The sequence below is a fragment of the Streptomyces sp. VTCC 41912 genome, from assembly GCF_045799175.1.
GTDB classification, from domain to species: Bacteria; Actinomycetota; Actinomycetes; order Streptomycetales; family Streptomycetaceae; genus Streptomyces; species Streptomyces albulus_C.
This window is the reverse complement of record NZ_JBJMAB010000002.1, coordinates 44251-57739: the sequence shown is the minus strand read 5'-3', so window position 1 is coordinate 57739 and position 13489 is coordinate 44251. Positions and strand designations below refer to the sequence as shown.

Genomic DNA, 13489 nt, shown 5'->3' with positions numbered 1-13489 from the left:
GGCGCGGGCCACCCCTAGGGGATCCGTTCCCACGCCCCCGAGGGGTTCCCCCCACCGCCGGCGGGAACGGCGCTACGCCAGGCCGCGGCGGGCGACCGCCGGCGGCCGGTGGCCGGCGATCGAGGCCACCATGTCCAGCACCTGGCGGGTCTCGGCGACCTCGTGGACGCGGTAGACCTGGGCACCGAGCCAGGCGGAGACCGCGGTGGTCGCCAGGGTGCCCAGCACCCGCTCCTTGACCGGCTTGTCGAGCGTCTCGCCGACGAAGTCCTTGTTGGACAGCGAGACCAGCACCGGCCAGCCGGTCTCCGTCATCTCGCCGAGCCGCCGGGTCGCCTCCAGGCTGTGCCGGGTGTTCTTCCCGAAGTCGTGCCCCGGGTCGATCAGGATGCCGTCCCGGCGCACGCCCAACGCCGCGGCCCGCTCGGCCAGTCCGAGCGTGACCCGCAGGACGTCGGCCATCACGTCGTCGTACGCCACCCGGTGCGGCCGGGTGCGCGGCTCGGCGCCGCCCGCGTGGGTGCACACCAGGCCCACGTCGAACCGCGCGGCGACCTCCGCGAGGCGCGGATCGACGCCGCCCCAGGCGTCGTTGAGCAGGTCCGCACCGGCCTCGCAGACCGCCTCGGCGACCTCGTGCCGCCAGGTGTCCACGCTGATCACCACGTCGGGGTGGCGGCGCCGCACCTCGGCCACGAACCCCACCGTGCGGCGGGCCTCCTCGGCGGCGTCCACCTCCTCGCCCGGACCGGCCTTGACGCCACCGATGTCGATGATCGCGGCCCCGTCGGCGATCGCCTGCTCCACGCGGTGCAGGGCGGGTTCGTCGCGGAACGTCGCGCCCTGGTCGTAGAAGGAGTCCGGCGTCCGGTTGACGATCGCCATGATCACCGGTTCATGCGCTCCGAACTCGCGTTTTCCCAGCCGCAGCATTCCCTTGACTCCCTCTCCGTGGTCCGGGGGCGACCCTAACTGTCAGACCCGCATGGCACGATCGGTGCAGGCACTTGAAGTCCGGGGAGATGGTCGTGTTCTGGTTCATGCTGATCGCGATGGTCGTGGTGGTGGCCGCGGTCACGCTGGTCGTCGTCGGCGGAGGTGACGCCGGCGGAGAGGGCGGCGGGCTGCGCGACGCCGAGCCCGCGGCGCTCCACGACCCGTTGCCCCAGGACCGCCCGCTGGCCCGGGCCGACGTGGAGGCCGTCCGGCTGCCGGTGGCCGTCCGCGGATACCGCATGGACGACGTCGACGACGTGCTGGACCGCCTCGGCGCCGAGCTGGCCGAGCGGGACGCCCGGATCGCCGAGCTGGAGGCGGCCCTGGCCGGTGCCAACGCCTCGGCGATGGGCGGCGCCGGACTGGTGGCGGACCTTCCGCCCGCGTCCGGACCGGCCGGGGAGCCCGGACGCCCGGAGGCGACCGAGCACGAGGACGGCGAGGCGCCGTCGGGAGAAGGGGAGGACCGGGCGTGACCGGAGTGGTGACGGCCCCCGACGGGGTCCCGCGCTGCCCGTGGGGCATGGAGTCGGAGCGGATGGCGGACTACCGCGCCTACCACGACACCGAATGGGGCCGGCCGGTCCACGGCGACGACGCGCTCTTCGAGCGGATGAGCCTGGAGGCGTTCCAGTCCGGGCTGTCCTGGATCACCATCCTGCGCCGCCGCGAGGGCTTCCGCGCCGCGTTCGCGGACTTCCGGATCGCCGAGGTGGCGCGGTTCACCGACGAGGACGCCGGGCGGCTGCTCGCCGACCCGGGCATCATCCGCAACCGCGCCAAGATCACGGCGACGATCGCCAACGCCAAGGTCGCCGCCGCGCTGGCCCCCGGCGAGCTCGACGCCCTGATCTGGTCCTACGCGCCGAGCCGGGCCGGCCGCCCGGTGCCGCGCAGCACCGGCGACGTGCAGCCGGTCACCGAGGAGTCCACCGCCCTCGCCAAGGACCTCAAGAAGCGCGGCTTCCGGTTCGTCGGCCCCACCACCGCGTACGCCATGATGCAGGCGTGCGGCCTGGTCAACGACCACCTCGCGGAGTGCCACGTGCGCGCGGCGGTGGACGCGGCGGCCCGCTGACGTCCTGGTTGTCGCCAGGAGGTGCCGCAGCCGGGCCCGCCGCCCGTCAAAAGCGCCGGGTCCGGCGCCGCCGTCCGCCGGGTCACCGTCCTTCGAAGACCGGCTTCTCCTTGTTGACGAACGCGGCCACGGCGCGGTGGTGGTCGCCCGAGGCCCCGGCCCGGACCTGGAGCTCGTCCTCCTTTTCGAGGGTCTCGACGAGCCCGTGCCCGGCGCCGAAGGCCAGCGACTCCTTGATCGCGGCGTAGGCAGCGGTCGGGCCCTCGGCCAGCCGGCGGGCCACCGCGGCGGCCGCGTCGGCGAGTTCGTCGGCCGGGACGACCTGGTTGGCGATGCCCAGGTCGTGGGCCTCCTGGGCGCCGATCGAGCGCGGGAAGAGCAGCAGGTCGGCGGCCCGGCCGTGGCCGATCAGCCGCGGCAGCGTCCAGGACACCCCGGAGTCCGCGGTCAGTGCGACGCCCGCGAACGAGGTGTTGAAGGAGGCGGTGTCGGCGACCACCCGGTAGTCGGCGGCCAGCGCGAAGCCCGCGCCGGCACCCGCGGCGACCCCGTTGACGCCGGCCACCACCGGCTTGGGCATCCCGGCCAGCGCCGTGACGATGGGGTTGTAGTGCTCCCGCACGGTGTTCATGGTGCGCCCGGCGCCGGTCTCCCGGTCCTCGGCCAGCAGGGCGATGTGTTCCTTGAGGTCCTGCCCGACGCAGAAGGCGCGCCCGGTGGCGGTGAGCAGCACGGCGCGCACGGCGGGGTCGGCGGCGGCCTCCTTCAGGACGTCCCGGAGCGCGACCTTCGCCTGCGTGTTCATCGCGTTCATCGCGTCGGGGCGGTTGAGCGTGATCGTCGCGAGTCCGTCGGTCACGTCGTAGAGCACGGTGTCGGCCATAGTGGAGTCCCCTCCGTCGCGGCTCTGGGCTGCCCGGCAGCGGCAGTCAGCGCTCAGGATGCCGGAGATCATCCGCCGTCGACATGTGACGTACGTCAAACAATGTGGGGGTGCCGGGTGGCGGAGAGTGGCGAAGTATCGCAGCCCGCTCCCCGAATTGGGTGGGTTTGCGGGAGCGCGTTGCCAAAGGGATGCCCCCTGATGTTGGTCATCGGGTCGTTCGATGCGGGATAATGGCCTGGAAGCAATGTGTTCGACGCCGGTGACACGCGCCTATCAAGGCCGCCGGCTGAGATGAGCTGGTTTCAGGAAGGGGAACGAGCATGGCGGCCATGAAGCCGCGGACGGGCGACGGCCCGCTCGAGGTGACCAAGGAGGGGCGGGGCATCGTCATGCGCGTTCCGCTCGAAGGCGGCGGTCGACTCGTCGTCGAGCTGACCCCCGACGAGGCCAAGGCCCTGGGTGAGGCCCTGGAGAAGGTCACCGTCTGACGAGGGCGGAGAATCCGCTGCGGTTTTCGGGGAATTCCACCCCGCTACCTCCAGCCGAATACCCCGGCCCCGGCACGCGGCACGCCACCACACGGCGCGCCGCGTGCCGGGGTCGTTTCGTACCCCTGCGCGCTCGTCCGGGCCGGGCCCGCGGCGGCCGGGTCAGGCGCGCTTGACGGCGCAGAGCAGCCCGTCGCCGACCGGCAGCAGGGCCGGCGCCAGCGAACGGCTCTCCCGGATGGCCCGCAGCAGCTCGCGGAGCCGCAGCACCTCGTCGGGCTGCTCCGCGGAGTCCACCGTCCGGCCGTCCGCGAAGACGCCCTGGAAGCAGACCAGGCCGCCGGGGCGCAGCAGCCGCAACGATTCAGCGAGGTACTCCAGGTACTCCAGGAGGTCGCCGTCGCAGAAGACGAGGTCGTAGCCGCCGTCCGCCAGGCGCGGCAGCACGTCCAGGGCGCGGCCCGGGATGAAGCGGGCGCGGTTGCCGGCGAAGCCCGCGGCGCGGAACGCCTGCTTGGCGAAGGCCTGCCGTTCGGGTTCGAGGTCCACGGTGGTCAGCACGCCGTCCGGGCGCATGCCGTGCAGGAGGTAGATGCCCGACACCCCCGTGCCGGTGCCGATCTCGGCGACGGCCTTGGCGTCCGCGGTGGCGGCGAGCAGCCGCAGCGCCGCGCCGGTGCCGGCGGTCACCGTGCGCACGCCGACCTCGCGGGCGCGGTCGCGGCACCAGAGCAGGGCGGTGTGGGCGGCGTCGTCGATGGTCCCGGCGCCGTACGCCTCGGCGAATGCCAAGCTCGTCTGCCGGTTGCCGGTAATGGCCCTCTCCTGTCCCCGTAGTTGACGCAACCGTGACTGTATCCGCTGCACGCGGGAACCCGCAGATGGGACCGGGCGTTAGAAGGGGGCAGGGGGGAGAGACGGGGGGACGCACCGGTGGATACCGCGCAAGAGGCCGGGCGGGAGCCGCGGCGAGACGAGAAGCCACACCAAATGCTGGTCAAAACTGCTTATCCGGAGCTAACGGGCGAGGTGGATATGGTAGGGGCTCTACTGGACACCACCAGAGCCACCAGGGGAGGTGCGGCTGCGGCGGGTGACCGAGGAGTGCGCAGGCGCTTGCGAAGGTCGTTCGCCGGGCCGAAATCCGTGACCAACACCGCTGACCGTTTCCGCCCTCTCGGCCCCAAGGCCAGGGGAGGGGCTCCCGTCGCCGACGCGCCCACCGCGACCTTCGCCGCAGACGCCGACGTGCAGGCGTGGACTCCGCCCACCTGGGAGGAGATCGTCAGCACGCACAGTGCCCGGGTCTACCGTCTCGCCTACCGCCTCACCGGCAATCAGCACGACGCCGAGGACCTGACGCAGGAGGTGTTCGTCCGCGTCTTCCGCTCGCTGTCGACGTACACCCCCGGCACCTTCGAGGGCTGGCTGCACCGCATCACGACCAACCTCTTCCTGGACATGGTCCGCCGCCGTCAGCGCATCCGCTTCGACGCGCTCGGCGACGACGCCGCCGAGAAGCTGCCCAGCCGGGAGCCGGCGCCGCAGCAGCAGTTCGACGACACCCACTTCGACGCGGACGTGCAGCACGCGCTGGACACCCTCGCGCCGGAGTTCCGGGCCGCCGTGGTGCTCTGCGACATCGAGGGCCTGTCGTACGAGGAGATCGCCGCGACGCTCGGCGTCAAGCTCGGCACGGTCCGCAGCCGGATCCACCGGGGCCGCTCGCACCTGCGCAAGGCGCTCAAGCACCGCTCGCCCGAGGCCCGGGCCGAGGAGCGGCAGGAGCGGCGCAGCCTGGCCGTGGTGCCCAGTAGGGAGGTCGGAATCGCGTGAGCGGCAGTGGCGGTCCGTCCCCCGCCGAGCACCATCTCGGCGACCGCCTCGCGGCCCTGGTCGACGGTGAACTGGGGCACGACGCACGGGAGCGGGTGCTGGCGCACCTCGCGACGTGCGGGAGGTGCAAGGCGGAGGCCGACGCGCAGCGTCGGCTGAAGAACGTGTTCGCGCAGGCGCTGTCCCCCGGGCCCTCCGAGGGACTGCTCGCGCGGCTCCAACAACTGCCCGGCGGCGATTCCGACGGCCCCGGCAGTCGGCTCGGCAGCGGCACCTTCGCTCGCGGTGCGTTCGCCGGCGGCGACGGTGCGTTCGGCTACGTCCCGTCGGAGAACCACCTCGGCGGCGCCATGGCGGCCGTTCCCACCCCGCCGCGGACGCGTGGCTTCCGGGTGCCGGAGTCGGAGCGCGGCGCCCCGCAGCGGCGCCGGTTCGCGTTCGCGGCGGCCGGCGCGGTCTCGTTGGCGGCGTTCGCGCTCGGCGGCGCCCTGCCGCTGGAGGCGGCCGTCGACGCGCCCGGGCCCCGCGCCGAGGGCAGCGGCACCGCCGTCACCCCGCTGGGCGCCAATCCGGCGGCCGGTTCCCTGGAGTTCTCGCGCGGCCAGGGCTTCTGGGCCACGCACGAGCCCCGCCCCGACGTCTGGCCCTCCGCCAGCAACCCGACGGGTGCCCCCGCGCCCAGCCCCATGTCGCTGCTGGGGCCGGACGAGGGCCGGTCGTCCGACGCGGTGCCGGCGTTCAACCCGGCACCCGGCCGGTTCGGCCTCTCGCCGCTGATAGCCGCCACCGGCCCGGCGGCGGAGTTCCGCTTCGCCCCGCTCGCCGCCACCAGCGGCAACGCCCCGGTCCGGCACACCCCGCCCCCGTTGCCGCCGCTGGAGCCCATGCGGCCGCTGCTCGGCTCGGCGGCCCCCACCGGTCAGCCCGTCACCGGCCAGCACTGACCGGGCTCTGCGCGCTCCCGCCCGGAACTGGTTGAATCCCTTCTCGGGCGGCGCGCTCCTGCCCGGGGCGCGTACCGCACGGGCCTGTCGTCGGACAGGCCCCAGGTGGCGGTGGTCCGCGCAGGGCCGCGGGCGAATTGTTGGGGAGAGCATGGACGACGCGAAGGCCGCCGGGCCCAAGCTGAAGTGGTGGCACCGCCCGGAGCAGGCTCCGGGGCCGGGACAGTCCGCCCGGCAGGCCGGGGAGGCGGCACCCGCCGCGTCGCCCGTCGACGGCACCGACCACGCCTCCGAGGCGGAGACGTCGGGCGACTGGATCGTCCGGCCGCCGCAGCCCCCGGCCGGGCCGGCGGAGTCTGCGGCCGCTCCTGCCCCGCCCGCCGGGCCCCCCGGGGCAGCCGCGGTCGATCGACCCGCCGTTGCCGCCGACCCCGTCGACGCCCCCCAAGCGGCCGGTGGCGGACGGGAGTTGGCCGGGACGTCGGCCGAGATACCCGGTGAGGGCACCGCCCCGGAGGCCGCGACAACGACCGCACCGGCGGGGCCCGCCCCCACAGCACCGGGCGCTACCGGGCACCCCACCGAGGACGCGCCTACCGCCCCGGCCCCCGTGGAGCGCCCCGCGGCGACCGTGACGCTCGGCCAGGTGCCCACCGGCGCCCGGGCGGATCAGCAGCCGGGGCCGGACGTCGAGCCCGCGGCCGGCACCACCCCGCCCGACCCGCGGACCGAGCCGGCGGCCGCTCCCCCCGCCGCGCCCCGACAGCAGCCGCTGCACCCCGAGGACCCCTACGGCACGCCTCCCTACGGCGGCCCCGGTCCCTGGGCGCCGGCCCCGCTCGTCCAACGGCCGACGGCCACTCCGGCCCACGGCACCGTGCTTCCGCCCGCGCCGGACACCCCTGCGCCCGGCGCGGCGGCACCGGCCCCCGCCGCCCCGCAGGACGCCCGGCAGCGGCCCGCCGGCCCGCCCGCCCCGGCCGGCCATCGCGCGGCGCCGGACGCCCCGTTGGCGCGCTCCACGGCGTCGGACGCCGGGCCGGCCGGACCGCGGCCGGCCGGCCCCGAGCCCGCCGAGGGCGGCTTCGTCCCGCACCCCGGCGACGGCGGCCCCCGCCCCGCGCCCCCGGGAGCCGTGGCCGCCGGCGCCCCCGTCACGGGCTTCGTCGCACCCCCTCCCGCCGCCCCCGGCGCCTGGCAGCAGTACGACCCCTGGAGCGCGCCCCCGGTGGCCGTCGCGGCCCCGCCCCGGCGCCGCGGCCGGCGTCCCGCGCTGGTCCTCGGCGCGGTGGCGCTGGCGCTGCTCGCGGGCGGCGCCGGCGGCGTCGCCGGCGCCTACATCGAGCGCTACGGCGGCATTGACGACATCAAGTTGCCGCAGGTGGCCGACGGTGTGGGGAGCCGCAGCCCGGAGAGCGTCGCCGGGATCGCCCGGGCGGCGCTGCCCGGCGTGGTGACCCTGCACGTCCGCGGGAACGCCGAGCAGGGCACCGGCACCGGCTTCGTGCTCGACCGGCAGGGCCACATCCTCACCAACAACCACGTCGTCGAACCGGCCGGGACCGGTGGCGAGATATCGGTGACGTTCAGCGGTGGGCAGACCGCCCGGGCCAAGGTCGTCGGCAGGGACGGCGGCTACGACCTCGCCGTGGTCCAGGTCGAGGGCGTCACCGGTCTGCACCCGCTGACCCTCGGCGACTCGGACGCGGCACAGGTCGGCGACCCGGTGGTGGCCATCGGTGCCCCCTACGACCTGGCCAACACCGTCACCTCCGGGATCATCAGCGCCAAGCAGCGGCCGATCACCGCGGGCGGCAAGAAGGGCGACGGCAGCGACGTGTCGTACGTCGACGCGCTCCAGACCGACGCCCCGATCAACCCGGGCAACTCCGGGGGGCCGTTGGTGGACGCCAAGGCCCGGGTGATCGGGATCAACAGCGCGATCAGGGCCGCCGACAGCGGCAGCGGCGGACTGGACGGCGGCAGCAGCAGCCAGGGCGGCAGCATCGGGCTCGGCTTCGCCATACCGATCAATCAGGCCAAGCGGGTGGCCGAGGAGCTGATCAACACCGGTCGGGCCACCCACCCGGTCATCGGCGTCACGCTGGAGATGGAGTACGACGGCGACGGCGCCCGGGTCACCCAGGCCGCCAAGACCGGTGCCGCGCCGGTCACCCCGGGCGGGCCCGGGGCCAAGGCGGGCATCCGCCCGGGCGACGTGATCACCCAGGTGGACGGCGCGGCGGTGCACAGTGGCGAGGAGCTGATCATCAAGGTCCGCAGCCACCGTCCGGGGGACACGCTCACGCTGACGGTCCAGCGGGACGGCGCGGAACGGTCCGTCCGGCTGACACTGGGTTCCTCCAGCCGGAACTGATCGTTTCCACCGTGTTGGCACGGGCGACTCCCGCCCGAGGCCCGGGGCCAGGTACCGTGAGAGGTGGCCTTGGCCCAAAGGCCCCCGAAGGCCGCGGATACCCCAAGGAGCTGCAAGGTGTTCTTCGACATAGGACCCCTAGAGCTGGTTGCGATCGTGGTCCTCGCGGTGCTCATCTTCGGACCGGACAAGCTGCCCAAGGTCATCCAGGACGTCACCGGTTTCATCCGGAAGGTCCGGGCGTTCTCCGACAACGCCAAGGAAGACATCCGCAGCGAGCTCGGCCCGGAGTTCAAGGACTTCGAGTTCGAGGACCTCAAGCCGCGGAACTTCGTCCGCAAGCACGTCCTGGAGAAGGACGAGTACGGCCTGCGTGAGCTCGCCGAGCTCCGGGAGGGCTTCGACCTGAAGAAGGAGATGGCGGAGGTCACCGACGCGGTGCGGGATTCGACCGCGCCGCGCTCCGCGTCCGGTGCGCCGGCCGCCTCCGCCGGCGGCGCCCCCTTGAGCCTGTCCAAGGAGTCCCCGGCCGCTTCCACCGGTCGTCCGGACATGTTCACCAAGAGCACCGACCCGTCCCGACGCGAGCCGCCGCCGTTCGACGCCGACGCGACCTGAGAATCTCGTATGCCCGGCTGTGTTGACCCCACTGGCTATGCTCCCGGTGTCCGGGGTGAGGTCGCCTGAGGGGGGCGGGCCGCCCACGACGCAGGGCAACGAGGAGGCTCCGCGCAGATGGAGACGACGAGTCGGACAGTCACCGATCAGGTGTCAGCCGATACCGGCCGCAAGGTCGACGGCTATCTGCTGGCCGCGTTCCCGTGGTACGGCCTCGATGAGGCGTTCACCGGGCCGCGCTGGTTGATGCGGGTGGGCTCGGCCGCGGACGGCACCGTCGAGCACGGCGCGACCGGCCACGGCGTGGAGCCGACCATAAAGCTGGAGTCCCCGGAGGACGAGCGGTTCGCGGTGGTGGTGACGGTCGCCAGCCGACCCGTGCGGCGCAGCGCGGACGGCACCGGCGTGCTGGAGGCCACCTCGGTCTCGACCGCCGCCTGGCTCGCCGGCTCCGGGCTGCTGTCCCACACCTGGCCGACCCAGATGGACCGGACGCTGCGCCAGGACTGGCTGGACCAGCAGACCATGCTCGCCTGGGAGTTGGCCGACGACCTCGGCGGGGAGGGGTGGAGCGAGCTGATGCTCCCGGTGGACGGGGTGCCGACGCCGTTCTGCTACCGGGAGTCCGAGTACGGCTGGGTGCTCGCCGGGTCCGCCAGCAGGGACGGGGCGGAGGGGCCGGAGGGGGTCCACCTCGGTGCCTACGGGCGCGGGATGAGCGCCTACGGCCTGGGCTTCTCGGTGATCAAGGACCTGGACGCGTACGAGGGCTGAGTGCCGGACTCCGTATGGGGGCGCGTGTGAGATGTCGTGCGCCCCGTCGGGCGGCGCACGCGCCGTGCGCGAAAGGGCGGACCGCTGCGGATCCGCCCTTTCCGGGGGCGTGCGGGCCTGGAGCGGGCCCGTACGCGTCAGAACTTGTTGCGCGGGGTGATCCCCAGCGACATGCCCGCCAGACCGCGCTGACGGCCGCCCAGCTTGCCGGCGATCGCGCGGATCGCGGCGCCTGCGGGGGACTCCGGATCGGTCAGCACCACCGGCTTGCCCTCGTCGCCGCCCTCGCGCAGCCGGACGTCGATCGGGATGGCGCCGAGCACCGGGACCTGCGTACCGGTGGTCTTGGTCAGCCCCTCGGCGACCCGCTCGCCGCCGCCGGTGCCGAAGACGTCGACCATCTCGTCGCAGTGCGGACAGGGCAGCCCGGACATGTTCTCCACCACGCCGACGATCTTCTGGTGGGTCTGCACGGCGATCGAACCGGCCCGCTCGGCGACCTCGGCGGCGGCCTGCTGCGGGGTGGTGACCACCAGGATCTCGGCGTTCGGCACCAGCTGCGCCACCGAAATGGCGATGTCGCCGGTGCCCGGGGGCAGGTCCAGCAGGAGGATGTCCAGGTCGCCCCAGTAGACGTCGGCGAGGAACTGCTGGAGGGCGCGGTGCAGCATCGGGCCGCGCCAGACGACCGGGGCGTTGCCCGGCGTGAACATGCCGATCGAGATGACCTTCACGCCGTTCGCCGACGGGGGCATGATCATGTTCTCGACCTGGGTGGGACGCCCGCTGGCACCGAGCATCCGCGGCACCGAGTGGCCGTAGATGTCCGCGTCGACCACGCCGACCTTGAGGCCGTCGGCGGCCATCGCGGCGGCGAGGTTGACGGTGACCGAGGACTTGCCGACGCCGCCCTTGCCGGAGGCCACCGCGTAGACCCGGGTCAGCGAACCGGGCTTGGCGAAGGGCACCTCCCGCTCGGCGGTGCCGCCGCGCAGCGCCGTCGCCAGCTCCCGCCGCTGCTCGTCGCTCATGACCTCCAGCTCGACCCCGGCGCGGGCGACGCCGGGGACCCGCTCGACGGCCTCGCGGACGCTGCTGATGATCGTCTCCCGCATCGGGCAGCCCGAGACGGTGAGGTACACCACGACCGCTACCGAGCCGTCCGCGGCGATCTCCACCGATTTGACCATCCCCAGTTCGGTGATGGGGCGGTGGATCTCGGGGTCGTTGACCGTCGCGAGCGCTTCGCGGATCGCGTCCTCGCTCGGCGCGGAGCCGTCGGGCTGGGGCGTGTCTGTTGCCATGCCCCCGATAGTACGGCCGCGCGAAGCGCGCCCCAAAGGGGTGGCGGTCGGGTGAGGAGAGGACGGTAGGGCGGGCGAGGGGGCCTCCGGTAGGGCCCTCAGCGGTCGCGTTCGTCCCGTTCGGGGCGCTCGCCGTCGGCCGGCTGGCGCAGTTCCAGCTCCCGCAGCAGCTCCTCCAGTTCGGAGCGGATCCAGTCGCGGGTGGCGACCTCGCCCAGGCCCATCCGCAGCGCCGCGATCTCCCGGGTCAGGTACTCGGTGTCGGCGATGGAGCGCTCGTTCTGCTTGCGGTCCTGCTCGTGGGTGACCCGGTCGCGGTTGTCCTGGCGGTTCTGCGCCAGGAGGATCAGCGGCGCCGCGTAGGACGCCTGGAGGGAGAGGGCCAGGGTCAGGAAGATGAAGGGGTAGTTGTCGAACCGCAGGGCCCCGGGCACGGTGACGTTCCAGCCGATCCACAGGATGATGGTGACCGTCATCCAGACGATGAAGCGGCCGGTCCCCAGGAAGCGGGCGATCTTCTCGGACATCCGCCCGAACGCCTCCGGGTCGTACTCCGGGAAGAGCGTCCAGCGCGGCACCCTCGGCTGGTCCAGCCGCGCCCGCGGCCGCGCCTCCGCCCCCCGGGGCCGTTCGCCCGTGGCGCCCCGGCGCACCGCGGAGGCGCCGTGCGGTCGCCGCTCCTTGGGGGGCTCCCGGTCCTCAGCGGCCATCGGCCGTCTTCCCGCGCGACCGGACGGGGGCGCCGGCGGCCCCGGGGGCGCCCGCGGTGTCGGTGCGGCCGTGCAGCCCGGCCTCCCGCCAGTCGTCCGGCAGCAGGTGGTCCAGCACGTCGTCGACGGTGACCGCGCCCAGCAGCGCCCCGCCCTCGTCCACCACCGGGGCCGCCACCATGTTGTACGCGGCCAGGTAGCCGGTCACCTCGGGCAGCGGGGTGTCCGGCCGCAGGGCCGGCAGGTCGGTGTCCACGATGAAGCTGACGAGGGTGAACGGCGGGTCCCGCAGAAGCCGTTGGAAGTGCACCAGGCCCAGGTACTTGCCGGTCGGCGTCTCGTCCGGCGGCCGACAGACGTACACCTGGGCGGCGAGCGCGGGGGAGAGGTCCGGGTCGCGGACCCGGGCCAGCGCGTCCGCGACCGTGGCGTCCGGGCGCAGCACGATCGGCTCGGTGGTCATTAGGCCGCCCGCGGTGCGCTCCTCGTAGGACATCAGCCGACGGACGTCCGCCGCCTCCTCCGGGCGCATCAGCGTCAGCAGTCGTTCCTTCTCCTCCTCGGGGAGTTCGGAGAGCAGGTCGGCGGCGTCGTCGGGGTCCATCGCCTCCAGCACGTCGGCGGCCCGCTCGTCCTTCAGCTTGCCGATGATCTCGACCTGGTCGTCCTCCGGCAGCTCCTCCATGACGTCGGCCAAGCGGTCGTCGTCGAGGGCCGCTGCGACCTCGGCGCGCCGCTTGGGGGAGAGGTGGTGCAGCACCCCGGCCAGGTCGGCCGGGCGCAACTGCTCGAAGGTGGCGAGCAGGTTCTCCGCGCCCTGCCCGTGCTCCTCCAGGGAGAAGCCGGTCACGGCCGACCACTCGACCGTCAGCACCTCGCCCTTGCGGCGCAGCGCCCCGCCCTTCCCGCGTCGGACGAAGACCTTGTCGATCTCCCAGTCGCGGCGGGCCGGCAGCTGGATGATGCCGATGTCGAGCACGGTGACCTCCTCGCCGGTCTCGACCAGGCGCACCCGCCGGTCCAGCAGTTCGCCGAAGACCAGCGTCTCGGAGGCCCGCTGTTCGAAGCGGCGCATGTTGACCACGCCGGTGGTGACGATCTGGCCGGACTCCACGCCGGTCACCCGGGTCATCGGCACGAAGATCCGGCGCCGGCTGATCACCTCGACGACCAGCCCCAGCAGCCGGGGCGGGCGGTCCCCGATCCGGAGCAGCGCGACCAGGTCCCGCAGCCGCCCGACCTGATCGCCGTTGGGGTCGAACACGGCGATGCCGGAGAGGTGGGAGACGAAGATCCGGGGAGTGACCACCGCCATGTGTAGCGCCGCCCTTCTCCCTTGCGCCCGGATTGCTCCACTTTTGATCGGTGAAATCCCGATGAGTCCGGGTTCAGGCTAACCCGTCAGGGTGGGCCGCGCCCCGACGGGAACGGCCGTATGGTGACCGCCCGGCGCCCGGCGCCCGGCCGACGGCCCACCG

Annotated in this window: 14 protein-coding genes; 8 read left to right on the top strand and 6 right to left on the bottom strand. The window is 73.9% G+C overall.

Annotated features, from left to right (window positions below; all coding sequences use genetic code 11):
* Window positions 1–72: 72 nt before the first annotated feature.
* Window positions 73–933, bottom strand: a complete 861-nt coding sequence (folP, locus tag ACJ6WD_RS03590) for a dihydropteroate synthase (protein ID WP_233656892.1) — start codon at window positions 931–933, stop codon at window positions 73–75.
* A gap of 95 nt (window positions 934–1028) precedes the next feature.
* On the opposite strand from folP, the gene ACJ6WD_RS03585 reads away from it, so the two are divergent.
* Both ACJ6WD_RS03585 and ACJ6WD_RS03580 read left to right on the top strand, forming a co-directional pair.
* Window positions 1029–1472, top strand: a complete 444-nt coding sequence (locus ACJ6WD_RS03585) for a DivIVA domain-containing protein (protein ID WP_037633537.1) — start codon at window positions 1029–1031, stop codon at window positions 1470–1472.
* Window positions 1473–1519: 47 nt separating this feature from the next.
* Window positions 1520–2074: a DNA-3-methyladenine glycosylase I gene (locus ACJ6WD_RS03580; protein ID WP_407615210.1), complete on the top strand. Its 555-nt coding sequence runs from the start codon at window positions 1520–1522 to the stop codon at window positions 2072–2074.
* Between the two features lie 82 nt (window positions 2075–2156).
* Here ACJ6WD_RS03580 and ACJ6WD_RS03575 read toward each other — a convergent pair whose 3' ends face one another.
* Complete coding sequence (locus ACJ6WD_RS03575) at window positions 2157–2957, bottom strand: enoyl-CoA hydratase-related protein (RefSeq protein WP_407615129.1); 801 nt, start codon at window positions 2955–2957, stop codon at window positions 2157–2159.
* Window positions 2958–3280: 323 nt separating this feature from the next.
* Between ACJ6WD_RS03575 and ACJ6WD_RS03570 the strand changes: the two genes are divergently transcribed.
* Complete coding sequence (locus tag ACJ6WD_RS03570) at window positions 3281–3448, top strand: DUF3117 domain-containing protein (protein WP_003985072.1); 168 nt, start codon at window positions 3281–3283, stop codon at window positions 3446–3448.
* Window positions 3449–3610: 162 nt separating this feature from the next.
* On the opposite strand, the gene ACJ6WD_RS03565 is transcribed toward ACJ6WD_RS03570, so the two are convergent.
* Window positions 3611–4294: an O-methyltransferase gene (locus tag ACJ6WD_RS03565; RefSeq protein WP_407615209.1), complete on the bottom strand. Its 684-nt coding sequence runs from the start codon at window positions 4292–4294 to the stop codon at window positions 3611–3613.
* A gap of 300 nt (window positions 4295–4594) precedes the next feature.
* Here ACJ6WD_RS03565 and sigE point away from each other — a divergent pair, with 300 nt between their 5' ends.
* The 5 genes from sigE (at window position 4595) to ACJ6WD_RS03540 (ending at window position 9997) form a co-directional block, all read left to right on the top strand.
* The gene (gene sigE / locus ACJ6WD_RS03560) at window positions 4595–5284 is read left to right on the top strand and encodes an RNA polymerase sigma factor SigE (RefSeq protein WP_016573343.1); all 690 of its coding nucleotides are present in this window, start codon (window positions 4595–4597) and stop codon (window positions 5282–5284) included.
* Window positions 5281–6228 carry an anti-sigma factor gene (locus ACJ6WD_RS03555; protein ID WP_233656890.1) on the top strand — a complete coding sequence of 316 codons (948 nt, stop codon included), beginning with the start codon at window positions 5281–5283 and terminating at the stop codon, window positions 6226–6228. Before sigE ends, ACJ6WD_RS03555 begins: the two co-directional genes overlap by 4 nt.
* A gap of 151 nt (window positions 6229–6379) precedes the next feature.
* Complete coding sequence (locus ACJ6WD_RS03550; protein ID WP_407615128.1) at window positions 6380–8605, top strand: trypsin-like peptidase domain-containing protein; 2226 nt, start codon at window positions 6380–6382, stop codon at window positions 8603–8605.
* 117 nt (window positions 8606–8722) lie between these two features.
* Window positions 8723–9223: a sec-independent translocase gene (locus ACJ6WD_RS03545; RefSeq protein WP_016574163.1), complete on the top strand. Its 501-nt coding sequence runs from the start codon at window positions 8723–8725 to the stop codon at window positions 9221–9223.
* Window positions 9224–9340: 117 nt separating this feature from the next.
* Entirely contained in the window at window positions 9341–9997 is a 657-nt protein-coding gene (locus tag ACJ6WD_RS03540) for a hypothetical protein (RefSeq protein WP_016574162.1), read from the top strand.
* Window positions 9998–10134: 137 nt separating this feature from the next.
* On the opposite strand, the gene ACJ6WD_RS03535 is transcribed toward ACJ6WD_RS03540, so the two are convergent.
* The 3 genes from ACJ6WD_RS03535 to ACJ6WD_RS03525 form a co-directional block, all read right to left on the bottom strand.
* Entirely contained in the window at window positions 10135–11301 is a 1167-nt protein-coding gene (locus ACJ6WD_RS03535) for an Mrp/NBP35 family ATP-binding protein (protein WP_407615127.1), read from the bottom strand.
* A 98-nt stretch (window positions 11302–11399) separates the two neighbouring features.
* Window positions 11400–12011 carry a DUF1003 domain-containing protein gene (locus ACJ6WD_RS03530; protein WP_233656887.1) on the bottom strand — a complete coding sequence of 204 codons (612 nt, stop codon included), beginning with the start codon at window positions 12009–12011 and terminating at the stop codon, window positions 11400–11402.
* Complete coding sequence (locus ACJ6WD_RS03525; RefSeq protein ID WP_376446939.1) at window positions 12001–13326, bottom strand: magnesium transporter MgtE N-terminal domain-containing protein; 1326 nt, start codon at window positions 13324–13326, stop codon at window positions 12001–12003. Before ACJ6WD_RS03525 ends, ACJ6WD_RS03530 begins: the two co-directional genes overlap by 11 nt.
* Window positions 13327–13489: the final 163 nt, after the last annotated feature.

Excerpts from the sequence above, each read along its gene's own strand:
- folP (WP_233656892.1), bottom strand. The coding sequence starts at position 933 with ATGCTGCGGCTGGGAAAACGCGAGTTCGGAGCGCATGAACCGGTGATC.
- ACJ6WD_RS03580 (WP_407615210.1), top strand. The coding sequence starts at position 1,520 with ATGGAGTCGGAGCGGATGGCGGACTACCGCGCCTACCACGACACCGAA.
- ACJ6WD_RS03575 (WP_407615129.1), bottom strand. The coding sequence starts at position 2,957 with ATGGCCGACACCGTGCTCTACGACGTGACCGACGGACTCGCGACGATC.
- ACJ6WD_RS03570 (WP_003985072.1), top strand. The coding sequence starts at position 3,281 with ATGGCGGCCATGAAGCCGCGGACGGGCGACGGCCCGCTCGAGGTGACC.
- ACJ6WD_RS03550 (WP_407615128.1), top strand. The coding sequence starts at position 6,380 with ATGGACGACGCGAAGGCCGCCGGGCCCAAGCTGAAGTGGTGGCACCGC.
- ACJ6WD_RS03540 (WP_016574162.1), top strand. The coding sequence starts at position 9,341 with ATGGAGACGACGAGTCGGACAGTCACCGATCAGGTGTCAGCCGATACC.
- ACJ6WD_RS03535 (WP_407615127.1), bottom strand. The coding sequence starts at position 11,301 with ATGGCAACAGACACGCCCCAGCCCGACGGCTCCGCGCCGAGCGAGGAC.
- ACJ6WD_RS03530 (WP_233656887.1), bottom strand. The coding sequence starts at position 12,011 with ATGGCCGCTGAGGACCGGGAGCCCCCCAAGGAGCGGCGACCGCACGGC.
- ACJ6WD_RS03525 (WP_376446939.1), bottom strand. The coding sequence starts at position 13,326 with ATGGCGGTGGTCACTCCCCGGATCTTCGTCTCCCACCTCTCCGGCATC.